This is a genomic window from Microcoleus sp. A6-C6 (assembly GCF_036705955.1).
Classification (GTDB): Bacteria; Cyanobacteriota; Cyanobacteriia; order Cyanobacteriales; family Microcoleaceae; genus Microcoleus.
Genome location: NZ_JAUBVR010000023.1, coordinates 13,320 through 34,321, shown reverse-complemented (window position 1 = coordinate 34,321; position 21,002 = coordinate 13,320). Strand labels below are relative to the sequence as shown.

The 21,002-nt window shown below is 46.4% G+C and carries 19 protein-coding genes; 8 read left to right on the top strand and 11 right to left on the bottom strand.

Features of this window, described 5'->3' with window-relative positions; translation table 11 throughout:
• Positions 1 to 79: 79 nt before the first annotated feature.
• The gene (gene psb27, locus QUB52_RS11935) at positions 80 to 478 is read left to right on the top strand and encodes a photosystem II protein Psb27 (protein WP_332973068.1); all 399 of its coding nucleotides are present in this window, start codon (positions 80 to 82) and stop codon (positions 476 to 478) included.
• 441 nt (positions 479 to 919) lie between these two features.
• Entirely contained in the window at positions 920 to 2,569 is a 1,650-nt protein-coding gene (locus QUB52_RS11930) for a family 10 glycosylhydrolase (protein WP_332973067.1), read from the top strand.
• A gap of 35 nt (positions 2,570 to 2,604) precedes the next feature.
• On the opposite strand, the gene QUB52_RS11925 is transcribed toward QUB52_RS11930, so the two are convergent.
• A complete protein-coding gene (locus QUB52_RS11925) occupies positions 2,605 to 3,309 on the bottom strand; it encodes a Uma2 family endonuclease (RefSeq protein WP_332973066.1) in 705 nt (234 codons plus the stop codon).
• Positions 3,310 to 3,410: 101 nt separating this feature from the next.
• On the opposite strand from QUB52_RS11925, the gene QUB52_RS11920 reads away from it, so the two are divergent.
• The 3 genes from QUB52_RS11920 (at position 3,411) to QUB52_RS11910 (ending at position 6,522) form a co-directional block, all read left to right on the top strand.
• Positions 3,411 to 4,307 (top strand): polysaccharide deacetylase family protein, encoded by an 897-nt coding sequence (locus tag QUB52_RS11920; RefSeq protein WP_332973065.1) that lies wholly within the window; start codon positions 3,411 to 3,413, stop codon positions 4,305 to 4,307.
• A gap of 127 nt (positions 4,308 to 4,434) precedes the next feature.
• Complete coding sequence (locus tag QUB52_RS11915) at positions 4,435 to 5,058, top strand: restriction endonuclease subunit R (RefSeq protein ID WP_265239861.1); 624 nt, start codon at positions 4,435 to 4,437, stop codon at positions 5,056 to 5,058.
• A gap of 192 nt (positions 5,059 to 5,250) precedes the next feature.
• Complete coding sequence (locus QUB52_RS11910; RefSeq protein WP_265239862.1) at positions 5,251 to 6,522, top strand: bifunctional sterol desaturase/short chain dehydrogenase; 1,272 nt, start codon at positions 5,251 to 5,253, stop codon at positions 6,520 to 6,522.
• 301 nt (positions 6,523 to 6,823) lie between these two features.
• Here the strand turns inward: QUB52_RS11910 and QUB52_RS11905 are convergent, their stop codons facing one another.
• A complete protein-coding gene (locus QUB52_RS11905) occupies positions 6,824 to 7,423 on the bottom strand; it encodes a glyoxalase-like domain protein (protein WP_332969797.1) in 600 nt (199 codons plus the stop codon).
• A gap of 120 nt (positions 7,424 to 7,543) precedes the next feature.
• Between QUB52_RS11905 and QUB52_RS11900 the strand changes: the two genes are divergently transcribed.
• Positions 7,544 to 7,948 (top strand): gamma-glutamylcyclotransferase family protein, encoded by a 405-nt coding sequence (locus tag QUB52_RS11900; RefSeq protein WP_265239864.1) that lies wholly within the window; start codon positions 7,544 to 7,546, stop codon positions 7,946 to 7,948.
• Between the two features lie 22 nt (positions 7,949 to 7,970).
• Here QUB52_RS11900 and QUB52_RS11895 read toward each other — a convergent pair whose 3' ends face one another.
• From QUB52_RS11895 to QUB52_RS11870, 6 genes are all read right to left on the bottom strand, one after another.
• The gene (locus QUB52_RS11895) at positions 7,971 to 8,204 is read right to left on the bottom strand and encodes a winged helix-turn-helix domain-containing protein (protein WP_332973064.1); all 234 of its coding nucleotides are present in this window, start codon (positions 8,202 to 8,204) and stop codon (positions 7,971 to 7,973) included.
• Between the two features lie 9 nt (positions 8,205 to 8,213).
• A complete protein-coding gene (locus QUB52_RS11890; protein ID WP_332973062.1) occupies positions 8,214 to 8,687 on the bottom strand; it encodes a response regulator transcription factor in 474 nt (157 codons plus the stop codon).
• A 139-nt stretch (positions 8,688 to 8,826) separates the two neighbouring features.
• A complete protein-coding gene (locus QUB52_RS11885) occupies positions 8,827 to 9,417 on the bottom strand; it encodes an ATP-binding protein (RefSeq protein WP_332973061.1) in 591 nt (196 codons plus the stop codon).
• A 1,061-nt stretch (positions 9,418 to 10,478) separates the two neighbouring features.
• Positions 10,479 to 11,084, bottom strand: coding sequence for an anti-sigma factor family protein (locus QUB52_RS11880; protein WP_332973060.1), 606 nt, complete (start codon positions 11,082 to 11,084; stop codon positions 10,479 to 10,481).
• A 144-nt stretch (positions 11,085 to 11,228) separates the two neighbouring features.
• Positions 11,229 to 11,888 carry a sigma-70 family RNA polymerase sigma factor gene (locus QUB52_RS11875; protein WP_265239882.1) on the bottom strand — a complete coding sequence of 220 codons (660 nt, stop codon included), beginning with the start codon at positions 11,886 to 11,888 and terminating at the stop codon, positions 11,229 to 11,231.
• 91 nt (positions 11,889 to 11,979) lie between these two features.
• Positions 11,980 to 12,471, bottom strand: a complete 492-nt coding sequence (locus tag QUB52_RS11870) for a molybdenum cofactor biosynthesis protein MoaE (RefSeq protein WP_265239883.1) — start codon at positions 12,469 to 12,471, stop codon at positions 11,980 to 11,982.
• Between the two features lie 981 nt (positions 12,472 to 13,452).
• Here QUB52_RS11870 and QUB52_RS11865 point away from each other — a divergent pair.
• Entirely contained in the window at positions 13,453 to 13,833 is a 381-nt protein-coding gene (locus tag QUB52_RS11865; protein WP_332973059.1) for an SH3 domain-containing protein, read from the top strand.
• 140 nt (positions 13,834 to 13,973) lie between these two features.
• On the opposite strand, the gene QUB52_RS11860 is transcribed toward QUB52_RS11865, so the two are convergent.
• Positions 13,974 to 14,954, bottom strand: a complete 981-nt coding sequence (locus tag QUB52_RS11860) for an aspartate carbamoyltransferase catalytic subunit (RefSeq protein ID WP_265239868.1) — start codon at positions 14,952 to 14,954, stop codon at positions 13,974 to 13,976.
• A 1,537-nt stretch (positions 14,955 to 16,491) separates the two neighbouring features.
• Here QUB52_RS11860 and QUB52_RS11855 point away from each other — a divergent pair.
• Positions 16,492 to 16,710, top strand: a complete 219-nt coding sequence (locus QUB52_RS11855) for a DUF4327 family protein (RefSeq protein WP_006631282.1) — start codon at positions 16,492 to 16,494, stop codon at positions 16,708 to 16,710.
• Between the two features lie 160 nt (positions 16,711 to 16,870).
• On the opposite strand, the gene QUB52_RS11850 is transcribed toward QUB52_RS11855, so the two are convergent.
• Together QUB52_RS11850 and QUB52_RS11845 are read right to left on the bottom strand one after the other, a co-directional pair.
• Entirely contained in the window at positions 16,871 to 18,112 is a 1,242-nt protein-coding gene (locus tag QUB52_RS11850; RefSeq protein WP_332973058.1) for a protein kinase domain-containing protein, read from the bottom strand.
• Between the two features lie 545 nt (positions 18,113 to 18,657).
• Positions 18,658 to 20,916: a serine/threonine phosphatase gene (locus tag QUB52_RS11845; RefSeq protein ID WP_332973057.1), complete on the bottom strand. Its 2,259-nt coding sequence runs from the start codon at positions 20,914 to 20,916 to the stop codon at positions 18,658 to 18,660.
• Between the last annotated feature and the right edge of the window lie 86 nt (positions 20,917 to 21,002).

The window sequence follows — 21,002 nt, the reverse complement described above, 5'->3', positions numbered from 1 at the left end:
TTTGACATTATTAGCTGAATTCGAGATAGGATAAAGGTTAATTTTGATTGTCGCTTTCACTTCCATTTTTCTAAGCCTTATGAAGCATTACATTTCCCGTCTGTTAGCCCTCGTATTAGTTGTTGTCATCGGCGTAGCGGGCTGTACGAATGTTCCCGCTACTCTGAGTGGAGACTATAGCACAGACACATTAGCATTAGTCAACAGCTTGAGAACAGCGCTCACTTTGCCAGATGGCGCGCCGGAAAAAGCAGCCGCTCAAGCCGCTGCTCGCACCAGTATCAATGATTTTTTCGCAGCATACCGCCGCGATCCCGCTCTTACCAAGCTGACATCTTTCACGACAATGCGGACGGCCTTAAACTCTTTAGCAGGACATTATAGTTCCTATCCAAACCGTCCCGTTCCTGAAAAGTTGAAAAAGCGTCTTGAGTTAGAATTTCAGCAGGTAGAATCTGCTCTCACCAGAGGATCTTAATCTCAAAATTTAGGGATAAAAGATAAATTATAAAAATTTATCTTTGCATCCTTAACAGTTGAGTGTTAACAATTTTTACTAGAAATATCAACTGCTTTTAGCGCCCACTTTACCCAGGCGCTTTTTTTACTGCATTTAGTGAGAAAATACTGAAAAATTGAACTGGATATGATCCGAAATCAGGGTTTTTTACTTTTTTACTGTTTAGTCCGGGAAGGCGGACATCGTTTGTATAGCAGCGGTTTCAACCGCCGAGTCTTATCGTTATTTTATCGCACAGAATCTAAATTGCCGCCAGACATAATTTGCATTGTGCGATCGACTTGTGCCATAACTAGGTCAACCGAAAAAAAGTAGAAAATTTGTAGATGTGCGTCTGGGCGATCGCCAATTCAGCGATCGCCAGCCAATTTAAACTAGAAAACCCGATTCAACTATCCCATGAAAATTGCACCAACTCGCATCGCGAACTTTCAACACCAGCGACGCTTTTTAAGTGCGGTAACTGCTGTTTTAACCAGTAGCTTAATCAGCCAGCTTGTTTTGCCATTTATCGAAAATCAAGCAGCCTTTGCCCAAACATCAGCCTATTGTCAATTATCCAAAGAAGACGTAAATCAAAAAGAAGACTTGCGCCGCGCCGCGCTGTCAGGAAAATCAGAATCCCAGCAGGCATATTTTGCCGTTTTGAACAAACACGCGCGGGAAATAGCAGAATGCCGCCAAAAAACTTGGCCCCAAACCCAAGCAGTTTGGCTGCGTTTGTATCCCTGCGATGTCAGGCCCGGAGAAATCGATCGCGTATTAGACAAAATTGTCAATAAAGGCTACAATCAAGTCTACGTCGAAGTGTTTTACGATGGTCAAGTGCTACTCCCAGCAGCAGATAATCCGACTGTTTGGCCTTCTGTTGTCAGAAATCGTGGCTACGAGAAATATGATTTGTTGGAAAAGGCGATCGCCAAAGGCAAACAGCGAGGTTTAAAAGTATACACCTGGTTGTTTACCATGAACTTTGGCTATACCTATTCTCAGCGTCCCGACAGACAGCAAAACCTCGCATTAAACGGCAAAAACCAGACAAGTTTAACAATAATTAAAGACGCAACAATTAACGATGATTTCGGAGAAGTTCCGGGCAATCAAGCCTTTATCGACCCCTACAGTCCGCAAGCGAGGCAAGACTATACTTTATTAGTAAATCAAATAGTCAAGCGCAAGCCACAAGGAATGTTATTCGACTACATTCGCTATCTACGGGGCTTCGGGCCGGCTTCAGTTGCTACCAAAGTTCAAGACTTGTGGATTTACGGCCCAGCATCGCAGCAAATGCTTTTACAGCGGGCTAACAATCAGCAAGGGCGAGATTTAATTCAGCGATATTTGACTAAAGGATTTATCAATACTAATGACGTTCAAGCAGTAGTCAAACAGTATCCGAATGAGCGAGAACCTCTTTGGCAGGGGCGAATTCCGCAATCCGTTCCAGTAGCAACTCCCGCTTCTCGAACACAGAATGCCGCATCAAAAGTAGCTTCACAAACTCCCGCCACAAAATCGCCAAACGCTGCAACTCCTGCACCAAAACCGACACCAAAACCGCCGCTTCCCGACACCGGCATTCTGCAAAAAGACCTCTGGCAACTGAGCGTTGCTCACGCAGTTCAAGGAATTTTAGATTTTTTTGGGGTAGCAACTCGGCCAGCTCAAAGCTTGGGAATTCCTGTAGGAGCGGTATTTTTCCCTGATGCAAATAAAAAGATAAATCAAGGGGGATATGATTCGAGATTGCAGCCCTGGGACAGCTTTCCGGCTGCTGTAGAATTCCACGCGATGTCTTACGGAAATTGCGGGGATGTAAGCTGTATTGTGCCACAGGTGGAGCGGGTAGTGAGTTTAGCGCCTCCGGGAGCAAAAATTATTCCTGCCATTGCCGGAGATTGGGGAAAGTCCGTGAAAAATCGGCCGTCTTTGGAGATTCAAATGCAGGCAATTCGATCGGCAACGCCACAAATTAATGCGGTGAGTCATTTTTCTTGGGGGTGGCAAGAACCGGAGGATGAAAGGGCGCGGCAGACTTGTCGCTTTTAGCGTAATTATTTATAGCGACTGCGCGAATTGCGTCTCTACAAAACTGGATTTTGGCTGGTGGGTAACTGTTGGACAAACTCTTGATGTGCGTCACTGTTTAATCCGGCTTGAAGAGTGGCGATCGCACTTGGCATATCCCCGTCCAAGAGTGCTGAGACTGCCAGCCACAACCCCGGAAAAACTCGGCTGCGGATAATTCCTTCAGCATCGGGGAGTAGAGATATATATTCTTCTTCCTGCAAGGAAAACCAATCGATCCGGCGATTCATGACTTGCCAAACGAGATATTCTTTGACTCCATTGCGGCGGTAAACTCGTTTTTTGTCCCGCAGATCGATCGTCGCGGTACTTGCAGAAATTTCGGCAACAAATTCGGGTGCACCTTCAATATAGCCATCATCGCTAAGAAAAGTTTGACCCCCATGTCGGGAATCAATTAGCAGTACAGCATCGGGTTGAGGCTCGTTATCTAAATCGAGACGCACGGTAGGATTATCGCCGATCCGAGTATGCGCGGTAAAAGCAACATAGAAGCCAAGACAAGTAATGAGACGAGCATGGGGCTCGGTGTGGGGTTCAAAGCGTAAGGGTGAAGCCATATAAACAATTCCTTCAATCAATTCTGCTTTTTTGAGTGCGGGCATGGCTGTATAGCGCCGCTCGAATTCTGCACGGCTGAGCAAATCGCCATTTTCCAGAGGGGGAATCGTGATGCGGCTGAGATTTGCCGGAGCAATCATGGCTTTTCTCCTGTTGTTATGCGTTGCTATCTTGAATTTTATCTAATTTTAGGCAAAGTTGTAAGCTATCGTTATATCGTTAACAGAAAATATTACAGTTAATGAATACGAAATTTACTAAAAAATTAGCGATTCAAAGTATTATATTGATCGTAATGATCGCCCTAATTTTGCTATTTTCAGAAAATCGACAAACTGGTAATTCCAATTCCCTCGCCCAAATCCCCCCTTTAGACAATTTCCCGCCAAACCTCCTGAAACCGCCAAAACCCCAAATACAGCCTTCTCCCGCCACCACTCCGACTCCGAAACCCGCCGATAAACCTTTAATATTCGCACCGCCGACGCAATTTCGCAGCCAGATTGTTTATAAAGCAAGTATCAGCAACTCAAAAGTTATCGCGCTGACATTTGACGATGGGCCAACTGCGGAAACTTTGAAAATATTAGCAGTTTTGCAGAAACATAATGTGGTAGCTACATTTTTTTGTTTGGGTGCAAATTTGCGAGAAAATCCTGAAATTGCGAAGCGAGTAGTAAAAGCGGGAAATGCGATCGGCAATCATACATGGCATCACTTTTATCATAATGTTACTGAGAAAACAGCATCGGATGAAATAGATAATACTGGGGTGCACATTTATCGATCGAGTGGGGCAAAAAGTTTGTTATTTCGTCCTCCAGGCGGCCGTTTAAGTAACGGTTTTGCAGATTATGCCAAAAAGACAAATTATGTAGTTGTCATGTGGTCGATCGACCCTAAAGACTATTTGCAACCTCCGGCGGCTGCTATAACCCGCAGTGTGCTGTCTCAAGCGACATCGGGGGCGATCGTATTGTTGCACGACGGCGGGGGCGATCGCCAGCAAACAATCGAGGCCGTGTCGGCAATTATTCCCAAACTCAAACAGCAGGGATACCGTTTTGTCACCGTGCCGCAATTGCTGCAAATGCAAGCAGCCCAAAAACAGCAAAATGGCGAACAAAAATCCCCATAAACAGACATCTCAGCCAAATCTCCTTTATCTGCATTTCATCTGCATTTCATCTGCGTTCATCTGCGGTTAAAAATCAAAATTATGCTAAACTTATTAATAGCCATAAAAGCCCTTATTAATAATCATAATGCAAAAACTACAAGCAAGAGACATCAACCTCCGCTATTTAATCGATAACTTCGGATTGCAGCGAGTTCGTCAAGCTGATTTCTTCCCAGAATGGCAAGAAAACTTGCCGGAAGTAACTGATTTCGAGAAAGAATTGCTCGATCGCGTTCAAGACATATACTTCAACTTGGTAGACACCCCGCCTGTATTGGAAAATGCAGTCAAGCTAACAATCATCAGCCCCATTTTGTTTATTGCCGGTCTGTATGAGTCTCCTTTTCAAGTCAAAGCCGAAAAATCGATCGCGATTCAAGAAGAAGACGAAGGCAGAATCATCGAAGGCAGGATAGATATCCTAATTATGAAAGCAAACTTGTGGGTGACAGTAATTGAATCCAAACAACTTTCGTTTTCAACTGACGAAGCACTTGCCCAACTCCTGACATATATGCTCGCAGATCCCGATCCCGAAACTCCTACTTTTGGCATGATTTCCACAGGTGCTAACTTTAGTTTTGTCAAGTTAGTCAGAGGGGAAACTCCCCAGTATGCCCGCTCTGCTGAATTTGTTATTTCCAATCCTGGCAATGAGTTGTACCGCGTTTTGCAGATTTTAAAACGGCTGAGTCAATTACCCGACTAGCAAGAAAAATCATTTTCATTTATTATTAAAAAATGACAATATTTCATATCATATTCCAAGAAAACCACCACAATCAAGAAGGTTTGTAGTGAGGACTTTAGTCCGCATCAATCAGAGGACTAAAGTCCTCACTACAAACCTTTTTTATGACATAACATGATATAATATCTTAAATTTGTAACTTCTGTGAGTATGGTAAATTACTGGATAGTCGGCGCTGTGGGAATAGCTTCTGTCTGCTGGGCAGAAATCATCCGAGACTTTTATCACGTCGCGTCTCATTATGTGCCGCCTTTGCAAAAGCTGCACAATTGGCATCACCGCGTTTTCCGCCCGAATTTGACCGCTGTCAGCGAGACAATTTACAAGCAAGCACACTGGCGTCACGATGTGCCAGAAGCTGCGGCGATGTTGGTTTTAGGCTTGTTGCTGTGGGTTTTAGCGTATTTTTGGCTGCCGGCATATCACTGGGGCGCAGCAGCCGGTTGTATTTATACTTTAGGCTTTTTGTTGAGCGCGATCGCCCGCGCGTGTGGCATTAAAGGTGCAGACGAATTAACCGACATCACCCACCAACCGGGAGAATTCCAGACTATCCCCGGCAACTGGTTCGTTAATAAACCTTATCATTGGCGGCATCACTTTGACAATCAAAATGCTTACTATTGCGGTACTTTCACCTTAATAGATAAACTTATGGGAACAGCACTTTCTCTTAAAGGCAAAACTGTAGCCGTCACCGGTGCATCGGGAACTTTAGGGCGTTTGCTTCTCAAACACCTGCACAAAGCTGGTGCAAAAGTTATCGCCCTCTCCTCTGGAAATGAGAAAATTACTTTGAATGTAGGCGGCGAGATTTTGCCTGTAAAAACTGTAATTTGGCACGCTGGCCAAGAGGCAGATTTAGCTCAATTGTTAGAAAAAATCGATATTCTCGTCATCAATCACGGGATCAACGTACAGGGAGAAAGAACCGGAGAGGCGATCGCAAATTCATACGAAATTAACACTTTTTCGGCGTGGCGACTGATGGAACTCTTTTTCTTAACAGTCCGAACTAACGAAAACATCGCTTGTAAAGAAGTCTGGATCAATACTTCCGAAGCAGAAGTGATTCCCGCTGTCAGTCCCCTGTACGAACTCAGCAAACGTGCTCTGGGAGATTTAGTCACCCTGCGACGGCTGGATGCGCCCTGTATCGTTCGCAAACTGATTTTAGGGCCGTTTAAAAGCAATCTAAACCCGATCGGCATTATGTCTCCAGACTGGGTAGCGCAGCAAATTGTCAAACAAGCTAAAGCCGATGTCCGCAATATCATCGTCACAATTAATCCTTTAACTTTGATCGTTTTTCCAGTTAAAGAATTCTTTGTTTCTTTGTATTTCCAAATCTTTAGTCGCAAGGCGATTTCAGAGGTTAAAGTAGCCTCGGAAAAATCCAGCGTTGAAGCCAAGATTAATTGAGAAACTAGAAATCCAGAATACCGGGCGGTTGGAAACCGCGGCGACACAGACAAAACCCGCCTCCGCGGGTTGAAGAAGACCGGGCGGTTGAAACCGCGGCGACACAGACAAAACCCGCCTCCGCGGGTTGAAGAAGACCGGGCGGTTGAAACCGCGACGACACAGACAAAACCCGCCTCCGCGGGTTGAATACAGACGGTTAAAATTACGTTTTTTTATTCAGTCCGCGGAGGCGGACATCGTTTGTATAGTCGCGGTTTCAACCGCCGAGTCTCAACTGAGTCTCAACCGCCGAATCAAACTAATTACTAACCTCAGCCATTTCAATCACGCGGCCGTCATAATCCTTGACCAAAAAATTAAGCGGCTTTTCTCGGCGAATTTTATAACTAATACCGCGAGTTTGTACCCTCATCAATAGCTGATCCAAACAATCGCGATCGAAACAAACGTGACGTTCGCGATTTTTTTCCCCTACACCAGCCCCGCTAATAATGTGGAGTTGGGTATTTTTCATCAACTGATACCACAAACCCTCGGGACTCCCCATCGTTTGAGAGCTCGTTCCCCTGCCGACATTCGGCGACAAATACAGGGGATCGATACCAGTTGTCCCCAAGGTTTGCTCGTAATTGTAGTAGTAATGCAGTGGCACTTCTGCAACGGGGAGGTTTAGCATACCTTCATAGAACTCCCTGGCTTGTCCGAGATCCGATACCATCACCGTGTGTACTTTGGGAGCACTGGTGAGAAACATCCACATCGCCCCCGCATAGGCGGCCAGCAGCATCACCATAATCCCTTGAGTCGAAAACAAGCCGTCCAGGGGCAAGTCGGGCAAAAAAGAGCTCAAGTACAAAGGCCGAAGTCCAAAAGCCATAAAACTAACTGCTAGAGTCATGAATTATAAGGAAGGGTAAACAACGAAATTTATCAAGATTGCGGTCGCGATCGCCCGCGAGACTTAAACTATTAGCTTAGCCATCTATGTTAGCAAAAACTAGCGGTTAGGCCCTACTCGATGAAAGTCTTTGTCTACGGCACTCTCAAACCGAGGGAGTGCAACTACCGGCGCTACTGCGAGGGAAAGGTTGTGGATGCTTTGCCTGCGATCGCCCGTGGCCAACTTTTTGCACTGCCGATCGGCTATCCTGCGATGGTGGCCGGAGAGGGCATCGTCTGCGGTTTTCTCCTCTGTTTTGCAAATTCCGCTATTTTGGACGATTTAGACCGACTGGAAGACTACGATCCGCTGCGGGAACCTGCACAAAACGAATATCAGCGGGAAGAAGTGGAAATTTGCGATCGACAACTCAAACCCTTAGGCACGGCTTGGACATACTTTATGTTACCCGATCGCGTTCGTTCTCTCGGAGGCATCTGGCTGCCCGATGGGACGTGGGAAAATCGGTTTTTCACAAAATAAGTCGTTAATGCCCATGAGCTTACTAAAGTGCCATTGTCGTGCGCGAGGGCGAATCGAACCTGTAACCGAAACCCCGAATAGTTTTAATAAACTGCGATCCTGTAGCATCAACTTCAATCATTTTCTTGCGAATCTGACCGATATGTACGCTAACAATTTTCTCTTCTCCTGTGTCGTTGCAGTTCCAACCCCAGATTTTTTCGATTAGCTGTTGGCGACTCCAAGCTTGACCAGAATGATTTGCCAAAAAATACAAAATATTAAATTACAACGCTGTTAATTTGATAATTTTGTCGTTCAATGTTACTTTCAGACTCGCTGGATCGATCGCAAATCGATCGAATACCATACGAGATGGAGTCACACACCTTATGCGTCTCAACACAACTTCGATCCGAATTGCCAATTGCGCCAGACCAAATGGTTTGCAGATATAATCATCAGCACCTGCGGAGAGGACTTTAATTTTATCAGCTTCGTCTGTACGACTGCTTAGGATGACCACAAAAACATTAGTACGGCGCTGCATTTCCCGACAAAGGTGATAGCCAGTAGTATTAGGAAAATTCCAATCGAGAATTACTACCATCGGCTTGAATCCCTCAAATACGGCTAAAGCTGTGTCGCCATCTGCTGCCGAATCTACTTGATATCTCTGGTTTAAAAAGCGATGAACTAGATTGCGGATCGGTGGTGGGTCATCCACAACTAGATTTTTAGCAGCAGTATTAGTAGTCATGGCAAAACTATTTTTTCCTAGTGTCAATTCAGACCTTACATATAGACCAAAGAAACCGGATTTTTCAAACAATCGGCAATTATAGCGAAGGATTCTCTTGAAAAAATCGGTTTGTTACCACCCGTGGTAAAGCCATGTTTTAGTGAAGCGTAAATTCCAGCTCGTCCCAAGCAAATGGACTTGTTTCTGCCAAGTCTTCTTGCAACTTAGATTTCAAATCAAAGGGTTTACCATAATCCCAAATTTTTATTTCTAGGTGTGATGGAAAAATTGTTATTTCCAGATCAATTGGAGTTGCCAATGGCAGATCTTTATGAGCATGGCGAACAGCATTTGTGAACCCTTCGATGCTGACGAGCTTAAATTCGCAAAAAACTGTTTCGGGAATAGGTAGATTCTCAAAAACTGCATCGACCCACTCTAAGACTTGAGCCACAGCCTTGATATCAGAATTTACTTTTAAGCTGATTTTTTTAAGTGGCTGATCTGATTGGCTATCTCGTTGCTTTTGCAGAAAATTCAAGCTTTTTAAAACATCTATTTGCTGCTTAAAAAAATAAGTTTCAGTGCTGGGTTTGGGCTGATATTTTTTCACAATTAACAGACAGTTTCGGCTGTCAAAAGTGCGGGTATAGCTTAGCTCATCGGCAATTTTGCCAATGACTTTTATACCTATTCCGCCTGATGGGATTTCATCAAAGTTATTTTTCATTGTGCTATCCTTTGTCATTTTAATGTGTACTTTTTTACCTAAAAAGGGAGTGGCATTATTTCACACTCCGTGCGATCGCCAGATCTCGCTAGAGATATAAAACCCATCTGGGATCTATAGCAGGGCTATTTCATTCTCAGGAAAATCATGATTTTGTAAGATCGTGCCCCGTGCCGACCCTCTCCTATCCAGGGCAACCACTCTTGCCACAAGGCTCCTACAAAAAATGAGATGGCCCTCGGAGCTATAGCCTGTGCTGTGCGGGACACTTGCCCTCTGTGAAAAAGCTTTTTACACTCCAGAGAGATGATCCCGTTGTTGTCCTTATCATTTTGTCTTGGTTGCTCACGTTTTGACAAACTTAGTTTGCGATCGCTAAACTGATCGAAAACTGACATTGACAAATAAATAAGTAAATTATATAATGACCAGCCTCAAAGCCTCTGAGGAGGGACTAGCAAGAATTAAGGAATGAAAATTTAATAACTTAAACACCTCTGATCCAAATTCCTCTCCCAGAAGTGCCGAGGGGAAAAGAGGCTCTTCCTCCAGATCTGCGTTACCAGGCTCTTCCTGGTAAGGAGGAAATACTGATTTTATTACCAAAAAATTGGGTTTAAAGCCCCGTCGTTCTACGACGGCTTTCCCAAAACTTGTGTTCTAATAACTTCAACAATCAAATTCTTTGATTGTAGTCGCCCTGAAGGGCATGGGGAGACTTTAAACGGACGGGGAGCGACAGTAAGACGACAATGGTCGCAAGTTGCGATGAACCAAATCCCCGTCCGTTCTACGGCGGGGAGTATGTCAAATTAGAGTTTTTGCAAAAGTCTTTTTAATCAAATTTTCGGACGGGCTATAAGAACCCATCCCACCAGAGAAAAAACTTTTTGTGGGATGGGCTCTTATAGAACCCATTTGACATCTTTTGTAAAATCCTTACAGGGGAACCATTCTAGCCTAAATCTAGAATTCTGCTGAAACCTAGTTCTGGTAATCAGTCTGGAATAGATCTCAAATGGGTTCTATAACAGCCCGGTATTCTGATTTTCGGTTACTGCTCAAAACAGAAATAAATGCTACTGCGCCTTTGGCAATGACTTGTGAGGGCTTGCTACACCAACTTTCGGAATATCCATCACCGGTGCATTCACCCCAAGCATCAAATCATTGGGATTAACAATCTCCATCACAGGCTCATTCAAAGCCACAATCAAACCATCAGATTCAGCAGGAACAGGCGATGCAGCAAACTGAGGAGCAAACAATTGGCGGCCGCCAGCGACACCAGACACCGCCGCAATCAACAAAGCTGCGATCGCACCTCCACCCAAAACCCAAGTCCGTTTCGTCTTGCGTTCCACCCGCTGCAAAACCTTCGCCGCCAACTCCTGTGCAGATTGTTCCGCAGCAGACACCGGCATTGACTGAAAGCCCTGCTGCATCATCATCAGTCGCGAGTACAAACGCTTCGTAGTGGGGTCATTTGTCAGCCATTCCTCAACTTGCCGACGTTCCGCCGCCGTAACTTCGCCGTCGATGTAGGCACTCAGCAATTCAAAGCGATCGCGCATCATAGTAGTCACAGTCCCCTGGGGATAATTGTTGTTAGCTTGATTTTGGGCGAGTGAATCCCCGATACCTTGCTGATTCTGATTTTTATCCGATTCAAATTTGTAATTCATATTTCACACCACTTGCTCTAATTGGGGAAGCACGCGCTCGCTATTAGGATGATTTACTGCTTATTTATATTGTAAAATAGAATTTTTGATGTCACAGCAAATTTCATCAAATCTTCCGCCACCACGCATCGGGAATCATTCTTGTTAATGACCGTCGAGATATTTTTGCAATTGCAACTGCAATCTTTGGCGAGCTCTAGCAATTCTCGACTTGACCGTTCCCAGAGAAACTCCGGTTATTTCCGCTATTTCCTCATAGGCTAAACCTTCAATTTCTCTCAAAACAATAGTCGTGCGGAAAACTTCCGGCAAATCGGCGATTGCCGATCGCAACTCGTCGTAAAATTCCCTAGTCGTCAAATCTTCATCAGGCCCCGGACTGTCGGCCGCAATTTCCCAATCAATCTCCCCATCTTCCAGAGCACGGGGTACGTCCAGCGACAACGGAGTGCGAACTCGCTTGCGCTTCCGCAACTCATCGTAAAACAAATTAGTCGCGATGCGGCTCAACCAGCCCCGAAATTTAACAGGCTCTTGCAAGCGGTTAATATTCCGATAGACTCGAATCCAGACTTCCTGAGCCAAGTCTGCTCGGTCTTGCCAGTCAGGGGCCAAGTGATATAGAACCCTGTCTACGTGCGACTGATACCGCTTTAACAGTTCTGAAAAAGCAGCGCTTTCAGGTCTATTTCCTTCCTGACACCGCAACACCAAGTCATAATTAGAGAGTTTTTCGGCTGGCAATTGCACTCTTTGAACGGTCGCCACAACCGCAGACCAGGACAGGGAAATAAATTCGCTCATGGGTGGAATTGGCTCATCGAACATTCCATTGTGTTTGACGCAGCCCGATCGCGATTGGTTCCTGGACTCGGAAACTGCGATCGGCTTCTGACTAATGCCCAACAACTTCGCACGCTCCAATACTAACCCAACTGCTTGAACCGTCGGCCCAATGTTCCTTTTTCCAAATCGGTACATTGTGTTTGAGCGTATCTATTGCGTACTGGCAAGCTGCAAAGGCTTCGCCCCGGTGGGGACAGCCCACAGCCACCACTACGCTAATTTCCCCCACCTGCAAGTGTCCGACGCGGTGGTGAATCACGACCCGATTGATATCGACCCACTGGCGGCGGATTTCTGTAGCGATTTGCTGGAATACTCGCACGGCCATCGGTTCGTAGGCTTGATATTCTAGGGAAACTACAGCTTGACCGTCAGTTTGGTTGCGGACAGTACCGCTCATCATTACCACGGCTCCGTTGGCCGCGTCATCTGCCAAAGTGTAGATTTCCTCCACAGACAAAGGGGCTAAGGTAATGGCAAAACTGTCTTGAGTATTGCGTTCAGGAATTGTGCCGATCGAAAGTGCAGCGCTATAGTTCATTGCGAAAGAAATGGTGCGGTCGTACTCGATCGATCTTGACACAAATCAAGTCGCGAGCGATCGATCTTGCATCCTGATCAGGGATACATCAAAGTCAATCTTTAGCGAGATGTCGATTGCCCCGAACCGTTGTAACACTGCGATCAGGTAAGATATGTCTCCCATGAACAAAATTAAGACAGTGCTGGAAGATGACTAAGTAGGAGACTTGTGCGATCGAATAGTCGATCGGGCTGTAGCAACTCAATCAGTAAGCACACCAAAATCAGTAGTATCATGCCCAACTCGCTGCAAGCAATCTCAAACCCCAAGCAATGACTGCGCTCCCTTTTGAATGAAACCGTTAAGTTGAATTCTACCCTGATCGCGATCGGCGTAATCCAAATTTTCAGCAGAGAATGTAAACTTTATTTATTTTTTGATCCAGAAAGCTACTTAGATGACATCATGTATCTGTGCAGAGTTCAGCCGAATTGGCCGATACTCGGCAAAAGGAAAACGGTAACAACCTCTTGTGCCTGTTCTGACCAAAGAACAAGACGCAAACCCGGGGCTACCGACACGGGGAAAAGTAGGCTGCGGTTTCAACGCCTTGAATATTTCTTTACACAATAATCGAAATAGTTGTGTTAAAGTCACCAAAGCAAGTAGGAGAAACCATCTACGTGTTGAAACATCCTAGTACGGAAAAATTCCGGCAACTGACATATCCGACGCAAGAAGATTCGGAATAGTTAAAAGGCAAATAATGGCAGGTTGTAGAGCGTACCATATCTGTTGGCTAGCGATGGTCTGAAAGCGTCAAAAAAACAACAACGTATACACAATGTTTGGAGAAATCTAAACTGAGTGGGTAGGGGCGATTTGATAGCGCCTTTGAAAATCCAGATTCGGATTCCTCAAGAATCCCTTCGCCTTTAGGCATGGGGAGTATCAACTGAGTCTGCACCAAAAAACGTTAATCATAATCACGAGGAAACTATGGAAGCACTAGCATTGAGCCACTCTTTTGTTGCTTATGAATCTCCCGAGTCCGAGCTCCAACTGGAATTTAAAATTCCTAAATCTGCCGTAATAGGCGTTGCAGGTCTGGCAGTAGCCCTGTCTGTTCTGAGTGTCAGTGGCGAAGCGCAGGCAAGTTGCCACTACAAGCGCTGCGGCGGCGGTCATCACGGCCATAACAGCTACGGCGAAGTTGCCACCAATGGCGGCCGTCTGAATATCCGCCACCGCCCCAATGGCTGCGCTCGTGTCATCGGCAAGTTATACAATGGAGATAACGTAGGATTGACAGGTCGTTACAGACGCGGCTGGGCCCAACTAAAAGGCGGCGGCTGGGTTTCTACTGCCTGGATCAACTAATTCTTAACTAGAGTAATTTACATTTTCTAGAAAGAATTTTAATCGTTACCCGCTCGGCCCGGGTAACGATTATATTTTAAAGAGGCGATCGCTCCTGAGAATCATCAAAGCTCCGAAATTAATCACTAACAGCCCACAAGCTAAACTTTACCGCCGCCGATCAGATACAGTAAAGCCATCCGCACCGCCACGCCGCTGGTAACTTGCTGAGAAATCAAGCTAAATTGGGGATCGTCCATCAAATCTGAGCTAATTTCCACGCCGCGGTTGACCGGGCCTGGGTGCAAAACCTTTACATCCGGTTTGCAGAGTTTCAGCCGATCGCGCGTCACCCCATACAAAGCATGATACTCTCGTAAACTCGGCAGCAAATGCTGGCTCATCCGTTCCTTTTGTAGCCGCAAAGTCATCACAAAATCAGCATCAGCCAAAGCAGGTTCAAGCTGCCAGTGCAAAAATAACTTACCTTCCCTACCATCGCCACACTCAGCAAACAACAGCGGCAGCAAAGTCGGCGGCCCGGCCAAATGAACCTCAGCCCCGGAAGCCGTGAGACTCCAAATATTCGACCTCGCCACCCGCGAATGCAAAATATCCCCCACCACAGCAATTTTTTTGCCCGCTAAAAGTTCTAGGCGTGGACGTTCGGCATCTAACAAAGAACAAATAGTAAATAAGTCTAGCAAACCTTGCGACGGGTGTTCGTGCTGACCGTCTCCAGCATTCAGAACGCTGACTCTCGAACCCAATCTATCCATTTCCGAAGCAATTGTACTGGGAACTCCAGCTTGTTCGTGCCGGATTACCATCAAATCCGTTCCCATCGCCAGATAAGTCTTAGCGGTATCCAGAATAGTCTCCCCCTTGGTCAGAGAAGAACTTCCCGGTGTAAAATTCAGGGTATCGGCCGACAGTCGCTTCGCCGCCAACTCAAAACTGTTGCGAGTCCGGGTAGAAGGTTCAAAAAACAAATTCGCGACTACTTGACCCTGCAAAGCCGGCACTTTCTTGGTGCGGCGGCCGAGCACTTCCCGAAAACTGGCGGCAGTTTGCAGCACCGTGTCGTATTCGTCGGAGGTAAAATCAGCTAGAGTGAGAATGTGTCGCCTTGTCCAAGTCATACAATTTTAGATTTGAGATTTGAGATTTAGTGCATCAGGACGATGGGTTTGGAATTTGCGCGCGCCTGCGTGGGCCAGCTAGAATGTTCGATCGACAGTCGCGGGGATTCCGATCAACAGTATCCAACAATTTTTGACCACCTTTGCAGTCACTAGAGTTTGACTACATCGCCCAATACTTGACTAAAGTTACAAAGAAGATAGCGGAATGCGGAAAGCGAGCGTGACTTTAGTCCGCTCGATGAAAGCGAGGCGAGGGACTTCAGTCCCCTTCAATTTTTCTTAAATTTATTCCTAAAACTACGGGAAATTTCATTAATTGTGTTACACTATAATAGTCAAGGTTAAACTCCTTTGCCCGAAGTGAAACATAAACTAAGACACACTTTTAGGCATAAACCAGGGGACAAAGAGCGACGATAACTCTATAAACAGTCGGGGACTAAACAAAACAGTCCTGAATCCAGTAAACAAAATAATTTCCTTTTTGTTAAGTAGGGTAGGGCATACCCAAACTCTTCTTGTCAATATCCTAGTATGCTTTTGGAGATAAACCCAAGACGGGTGGCTGCGAATCAGGCTCGTTAATTGGTAGGATTCTACGGTTAAAAGGTCTGAGTATTGCCTTTCATGACGTAACGCTTAAAGGTCAGTCGCTGAATTAAGAATCGAGCGTGGTTTTAACCCGCTTGAGTGTCAATCATAGCTATCGATAACGAGGGTATTGACAGGTTGGTAATTATCTGCTAGCTTAAACATAATGCCGGGAACCAAGGCTTAAAATATTTTCAAAAAGTAAACCGCAGTCAATTCAGAACTGACCAGCCTGCAAAAAGGTCGAACGGAATACCACGATTCGTTAAATTGGTTGAAAATAATGGTTGAACAATAGCTAAAAGCTTCAAAAGCAATAGTTATAAGCGGGCAACGCATAGGGTGTTGCTCCACTCGAATCTACGCCTGTGAACAAGTAGGAGCCGACTCCTGCTGATTGAGACAGGAAGCAGACCTTCGGGAATTACTTCTAGTTGAATGGTGAAACAAAGATCAAGTTTAACCAAGTTTGGTAGAGCAGCTATAATGAGTTTATCTAGCTCAAACGCCACTCTCACAGACCAGCTAGCGTCAAAGTGGCAACAGGTGGGGTTTACTCGCCCGAAAGCGGAAATTAGGCTGTAACAGCGAAAGACCAGTAATTGCAGTTTGTCGCCAACTAAGCCTTGTCAAAAAAAGCCGATCGCAGCCGTTGCATCTGCTATCATGTGGAAATAATCGAAGCGGCAAACCTCCCACTGCTGATCGACAGCATATAGCGCGACATTTAAAAGATGATTAATTCTTTGAAGTCGGTCTTGACTCTTCAGTCTTGCTTATAGGCCCTTGTCAAAATGAACTGTGTTAAGATACAAGTTGAATATGTAGCTTCCCGACAAAAATCTACACGTATCTTGGCTAGACGGTTCTTGGCGAAACTGCGGTAAAAAGTGTGCGCTGGGAAGTGGTAATTACACAAGATTTAAACAATTTAAGAGGTATTATGAGCCAGCAGGTTATACAGCCGATGGTTAAGTTCCAGCGTCAGGTGCATTCTCTCGTCACGTCTGACATTATCAAGCCGACAGACAGTATTTGGAAAATCGCTCTGCTTTATGGGGACGAATGGCCTTACTGGAAACAGCAACTCCTAGAGTTTGATTTTTCTATGCAAGACCCCGTTAGCGAGTTGATAGCTGTAGAAGCTTGGGACGAGGAATAACAGTTGACAGTTGACAGTTGACGGTTGACAGTTGACGGTTGACAGCTTGCCGTGAGCTCCGTCGTTCGGTTGACAGATAACAGCTTGCCCGAAAGCCGGTCGTTCGGTTGACGGCAGGACTCCTAACTAATGACTAATGACCAATGACTAATGACTTCTTTTAGAGGCAAGCTGCTAAAGCTCTAGCTAATTGTTGAGCAGTTTGAAAACGATCGCCAGGCTTAGCTGCTGTGGTTCGCAAAATGACCTCCCGCAACTTCGGGGCGATCGTCGGAATATTTTCGAGCTTAAACCCGTAACCTCTAGGGATTTTTCCGTAAAACTTTTGAGGGCTTTCCGCCGTCAGCAAAAAAATCAAAGTAGGCCCGATCGCATATAAATCCGACTGAGGGAGAGGCTGTCCCCGGTCTTGTTCTGGTGCGGTGTAGCCTTCCACGCCGATGCGAGTGCCCGGAGGAGTGCCGATTTCTTTAACGGCGCCAAAATCCAGCACTGTAATGCCATTGTCGCGGTGCCTCACTAGCAAATTAGCAGGTTTAATATCCCGGTGGACGATCGGGGGTTTTTGAGAGTGAATGTAGTCCAAAATTTCACAGGTTTGGATCATCCACTCGATCGCCTGTTTGGGAGCAACAGGGCCGCGGTTGTAGATGCGTTTTTCTAAATCCTCGCCGTGAAGCATTTCCATTACCAAATATTTTTTCCCCCCTTCGACAAAAAAGTCGAAAAACTGAGGAATTCCCGGATGGTGCAGCGCTTTGAGGGTCTTAGCTTCACGTTCAAACAGTTCTTGAGCTTTGACTATTTGAGCCATGTCAGCGTTCATTTCCTTAAGGACTACCAAAGAAGCTGCGGGGGAACTTCCGGGTTGTTGAGCTTTGGCTTTTTCTCGATCCCAGGCTAAAGTCGTTGTCCCCATACCGCCTTGGCCCAAAGTTCGCAGCACTTGGTAGTGGCGGATTGTGCGATCGACTTTAATCGGTTCACCACAGTGGATGCAGAATAAATTCCCCGGCGGATTTCCCGCGTGGGTACACCGTGGCATCGCGGGGCTGAAGGTAGGGATCGCTTCAATTTTGCCGCCGAGTTCAATCGTGACAGCTTGGAAATGCAGAGTTGGGCCGCCCCGCGCCAACTGGATCAGGGCACCGTCGGCTATCCAACCCTGAGACATGAGAATACCGTTAACAAAAGTGCCATTTGTCCCCGAATTGACTAAATACCACTGACTGTCGGTGCCGCTTTTAAGTCTTTGCAATTCCAGGTGTTCACGCGACACAAGAGCATTGGGGATCACAACGTGATTTTCAGGAGAGCGGCCGATGCGGACAATGGACTCGCTCTCGAAACTCCACTGTTGCAGGGGGGTCTGTTTTTCTGGATCTAAAAGAGTCAGCAGCATTTTCGATTCATAGGATTAATTCTGCCCGGTAAGATTTATATAACGTGGACAAGACTGATATCAAGGACAGATTTGAAACTTATTTCCTGCTTCTTTCTAGGGAGTCGGTTGCTTCTAGTTTACAGGCGGGAATTCAGGACGGCGTATCCTTGACGAGCCAAACTCACCGATAACGGGAATTAGAGCTCGAATCATTGCTGCGTTTAAGTCCCGATCGAGAGATGGTCAGACTCACAATCACAAACTCGTTTTTTTGGCATTGGTTGCTTGTTACCGCCAGCGCCACAAGTTTTTGATGATGGATATGTCGAAGGGTTGACAGTTAACTGTTACCTCTGGCTAAAAGGAAGAAAATTGAAACAATGAATAATTTTGTTTTATTTCCCCCTCAAAGGAGGAGGCTTTAAACCCATTTTTCTCGGTAACAGGACAGAAAGTCAAGCCTTGCCCGGAAAAGGCCGTTGCTGTTCCCGAACCCCCAACAATTACAGTTTTAACCTAGCCGGCCAGGGCGCTGCTTTGGAACCGTTGACAGCAGCCAAAATTTAAAATCGAAATGGGCCTACCTGCGCCCGAATGATAATTGCCGTGATATTGTCGTGACCGTTGCGTTTGTTAGCCAGTTCAATCAACTCAGCAACTCCCTGGTCGAGATTAGCTTGGGGATTGAACAGAGGTTCGAGAGTGTTCCGCCAGTGAGTTTCCAACAAATCATTATCTGTCAGACCGTCGGATGCCAAAATCAATAAAGTATCTTCGCACAAGTCTAAAAACTGCACGTCAGGCTTGAGAAAATTACCGTCTCGCGGGCCGAGGGCTTGAGTTAGTTGATAGGCGTCGGGACGAGAATAAGCAGTTTCCGCGTCAACCCCGCGCTTAATTTCGCGTTGCCCTACTTCGTGGTCTGAGGTGATTTTTTCTAGTGTCTGTCCCTTGCGGAGTCGGTAGAGGCGGCTGTCGCCGACGTGGGCCACGGCGAATTTGGTGTCTTGAACTAAGACTACGACTAGGGTTGTACCCATGCGGGCGCTGCCGGAACGGCCGTCCTTTTGATTGATTTCAAAGATGGCTTTGTTGGCTAGTAGGACTCCTTCGCGGATGGTGTCGGCCTGGGGGAGTTGATTTTGCCAACTGGTTTGAAAGAATTCTCTGAGGGTCTCAGCGGCTAGTTGGCTGGCTACTTCTCCGCTGTCGTGTCCGCCCATGCCGTCGCAAAGAATGTAAAGCCCTTTGGTTTGAAAGATTCGACCGAAGGAGGTTTCGAGTTTGTTAATCTGAGTCCAGATGCTGAAGAAGTCTTCGTTGTGGTCGCGGGTGCGGCCGACATCGGTGAGGCCTGCATCTTCTAAGCAGTAAATCTGGACTGGCATGGGCTGGGTTAAGACTTCGCCAACAACTTCGGGGGGCGAGTTGTCGGGGATGTGATTTTGGAAACGGGTGGGGGTTAAGGTTGGTGGAGGTGCGGGTTGAAGTTCGAGGGGAACGGTTTCTAGGCGCGATCGCAATTCTTCTATTGTGCTAATCTCGCCTCTATACATTTGTTGCAATAGTTCGAGCAATGCGCCAAACTGAGTGCGATCGGAATGGTTAAATATCACCTGCCACAGTTGCCCCAAATCTACCAGTTGCAGGTTTGAGCCGGCGGGTTCTGGATACAGACGCTGCATTCGTAAAGAGGCCAAAGAAAAGGAAGAGTCGGGGTTGACTCGCAAATTTGTCAGTTCCAACAAGCTTTGCCGGCAGCGCCAGGGTTCTAGGGCTGCCCAGAGTTCTGTCATTTCGTGCAGCCAGTATAAGATTTGCTGGGTGGAAGTTTCGGGTTGACTCCACCGTTCTACCAGCAGTGGCCATTGCGAACAATCTTCTAGCAGCAGCACTGCCTGTTCGTTGTCTGACCAGCTATCGTGAATGACTGGCAGGTTGTGAGAAAATTGCCACCGGAGTGCTAGATAAGGTTCAGCTATGCCTTGGCAAAGCTCTGCTAAAGCAGAATTGGTGGCATTTTCTCCGGGTTTGATGGCTGCGGTGTAAGGGGATGTGCGTTGGGCGACGCTGGCTCCTTTGGCTGCTAGCATTGCTTTGAGGGGTGACATTTGCAGCGGCTGACAGTCCAATACTGTTACTGCTACTGTGTCTGAGGGTTTTCTTGCGGGCAGGGTTTCTAGGAGTTGGTAGCGCTGCTGGCTGTCTAAATAAGCTCCTGCTGGCTGGGAAGAAATTAAATATTCGGCATTGGAGACGGGGATTTCTGGGGATTGGGGAGATGCGTCGTCGGGGCTGTCTGTTGGTTCCTGCCTTGCTTCAGGCTGTGGTGCGGTTGTGAAATTGTTGTCAGATGGGGTTATTTCGCGCTCTGGCGCTGTAGTAGAGATTTTTTGGTCTGTTTGAAATGATTCTGGCGCGATCGCCCCTACGCCAACCACAATGTCAATTTCTGGGCTGCTGCATTCGGCGGCATCGGCCTGTTGAGAATCGGCGGTGATTTCTGTTTTAATGGCGTCTTTGATTGGTTTGGGAGGGTTTTGGGCCGATGCGGTTGCTGAAAAATTGTCGGTTTTTTGTGTAATCTCGGCTGATGGTATGGTTGACTGGTCTAGCTGGACTACTGGAAAGTTCGATCGACCGCAGATTACTGCCCGCCACACTTGACCTGTTGTGACTCCGCAATTCTGACATAATGCGGCGCTAACAGCGACTTCGGTACCGCATTCGTGGCAAGGTTTGTAAATTAGGGAATTTCCGCATTGTTGACAAAACTTGTTTGGGTCGGGATTTTCAAATTGGCAGCGGGGACAGAGGAGCATAGGGGTTTTATATTGGAGATGTGCGATCGAGTTTGAGGGTTCGGCAGTTTTGGGTTTTGGGCTGTGAGTTATAGGTTATGAGTTTT

Excerpts from the sequence above, each read along its gene's own strand:
- QUB52_RS11910 (WP_265239862.1), top strand. The coding sequence starts at position 5,251 with ATGGTAAATTACTGGATAGTCGGCGCTGTGGGAATAGCTTCTGTCTGC.
- QUB52_RS11875 (WP_265239882.1), bottom strand. The coding sequence starts at position 11,888 with ATGAGCGAATTTATTTCCCTGTCCTGGTCTGCGGTTGTGGCGACCGTT.
- QUB52_RS11900 (WP_265239864.1), top strand. The coding sequence starts at position 7,544 with ATGAAAGTCTTTGTCTACGGCACTCTCAAACCGAGGGAGTGCAACTAC.
- QUB52_RS11920 (WP_332973065.1), top strand. The coding sequence starts at position 3,411 with ATGAATACGAAATTTACTAAAAAATTAGCGATTCAAAGTATTATATTG.
- QUB52_RS11925 (WP_332973066.1), bottom strand. The coding sequence starts at position 3,309 with ATGATTGCTCCGGCAAATCTCAGCCGCATCACGATTCCCCCTCTGGAA.
- QUB52_RS11885 (WP_332973061.1), bottom strand. The coding sequence starts at position 9,417 with ATGACAAAGGATAGCACAATGAAAAATAACTTTGATGAAATCCCATCA.
- psb27 (WP_332973068.1), top strand. The coding sequence starts at position 80 with ATGAAGCATTACATTTCCCGTCTGTTAGCCCTCGTATTAGTTGTTGTC.
- QUB52_RS11865 (WP_332973059.1), top strand. The coding sequence starts at position 13,453 with ATGGAAGCACTAGCATTGAGCCACTCTTTTGTTGCTTATGAATCTCCC.
- QUB52_RS11915 (WP_265239861.1), top strand. The coding sequence starts at position 4,435 with ATGCAAAAACTACAAGCAAGAGACATCAACCTCCGCTATTTAATCGAT.
- QUB52_RS11890 (WP_332973062.1), bottom strand. The coding sequence starts at position 8,687 with ATGACTACTAATACTGCTGCTAAAAATCTAGTTGTGGATGACCCACCA.
- QUB52_RS11850 (WP_332973058.1), bottom strand. The coding sequence starts at position 18,112 with ATGCTGCTGACTCTTTTAGATCCAGAAAAACAGACCCCCCTGCAACAG.
- QUB52_RS11860 (WP_265239868.1), bottom strand. The coding sequence starts at position 14,954 with ATGACTTGGACAAGGCGACACATTCTCACTCTAGCTGATTTTACCTCC.
- QUB52_RS11870 (WP_265239883.1), bottom strand. The coding sequence starts at position 12,471 with ATGAACTATAGCGCTGCACTTTCGATCGGCACAATTCCTGAACGCAAT.
- QUB52_RS11845 (WP_332973057.1), bottom strand. The coding sequence starts at position 20,916 with ATGCTCCTCTGTCCCCGCTGCCAATTTGAAAATCCCGACCCAAACAAG.
- QUB52_RS11930 (WP_332973067.1), top strand. The coding sequence starts at position 920 with ATGAAAATTGCACCAACTCGCATCGCGAACTTTCAACACCAGCGACGC.
- QUB52_RS11880 (WP_332973060.1), bottom strand. The coding sequence starts at position 11,084 with ATGAATTACAAATTTGAATCGGATAAAAATCAGAATCAGCAAGGTATC.
- QUB52_RS11905 (WP_332969797.1), bottom strand. The coding sequence starts at position 7,423 with ATGACTCTAGCAGTTAGTTTTATGGCTTTTGGACTTCGGCCTTTGTAC.
- QUB52_RS11855 (WP_006631282.1), top strand. The coding sequence starts at position 16,492 with ATGAGCCAGCAGGTTATACAGCCGATGGTTAAGTTCCAGCGTCAGGTG.